Source organism: Bartonella sp. AP57NXGY, from assembly GCF_042195805.1.
In the GTDB taxonomy this organism is placed as follows: Bacteria; Pseudomonadota; Alphaproteobacteria; order Rhizobiales; family Rhizobiaceae; genus Bartonella.
On sequence record NZ_JBHIOZ010000473.1, the window covers coordinates 1 to 785 of the forward strand.

1 protein-coding gene and 1 tRNA gene are annotated in these 785 nt (G+C 40.5%); both read left to right on the forward strand.

Translation table 11 applies throughout. From position 1 onward, the window contains the following. The coding region (locus tag ACFIL8_RS11540; protein WP_375689918.1) for a histidine phosphatase family protein at positions 1-375 on the forward strand (375 nt) is incomplete at its 5' end. A 114-nt stretch (positions 376-489) separates the two neighbouring features. Beyond that, positions 490-574: transfer RNA gene (locus tag ACFIL8_RS11545), tRNA-Leu, on the forward strand. The last annotated feature ends 211 nt before the right edge of the window (positions 575-785 follow it).

The following is a 785-nucleotide window of genomic DNA, read 5'->3' on the forward strand; positions in this document are numbered from 1 at the left end:
AATCCCGCATTAAATGAACGTAATTATGGTGATCTTTCTGGTTTAAATAAAGATGAAGTACGCCAACAATGGGGGCAAGAGCGAGTGCAAATGTGGCGCCGCTCCTATACAATTGCACCCCCGAATGGAGAAAGCCTACGCGACACCGGTGCGCGCATCTGGCCTTATTATCTTTACCATATCCAGCCTCATATTTTGCGCTCCCAAACTGTTTTGATCGCAGCACATGGAAATTCTCTTCGTGCTCTTATTATGGCGCTTGAAGGTCTCTCCGGTGAGGAAATTATATCTCAAGAATTAGCGACCGGCATTCCTATTATTTACACATTTAATCCGGATTCAACAATTTTATCAAAGACAGTCCTCACACCTTAAACTTCTAAAATCATGATCTCTCTCAAAAGTTCAATGCTATCGTTTTAAGCTGAAAAAATAAATTCTATAATTTTATTGACAGAGTTGCTTCATGCGCTTAGATGAATTTTATAAGCCCAGATGGCGGAATTGGTAGACGCGCAGGTTTCAGGTACCTGTGCCGTAAGGCGTGGAGGTTCGAGTCCTCTTTTGGGCACCATACTCTTTTTTATCCAAAATAATTTATTGATTTTCCATATATTTTTTACAGTGAGGGACGCGTAAATAAAAGTGAGGGAATAGGATTTTGCAACACGTCTCTTAATGATTGCGAATCAAGAGTTCTTTTCGGGGTGGTTTTTTAGCAAAACCAGAGGTCCAAAGGGTCTCTAATTCTAAAAAGTCAAAATCCTTAAAGATCTCTCGAACCG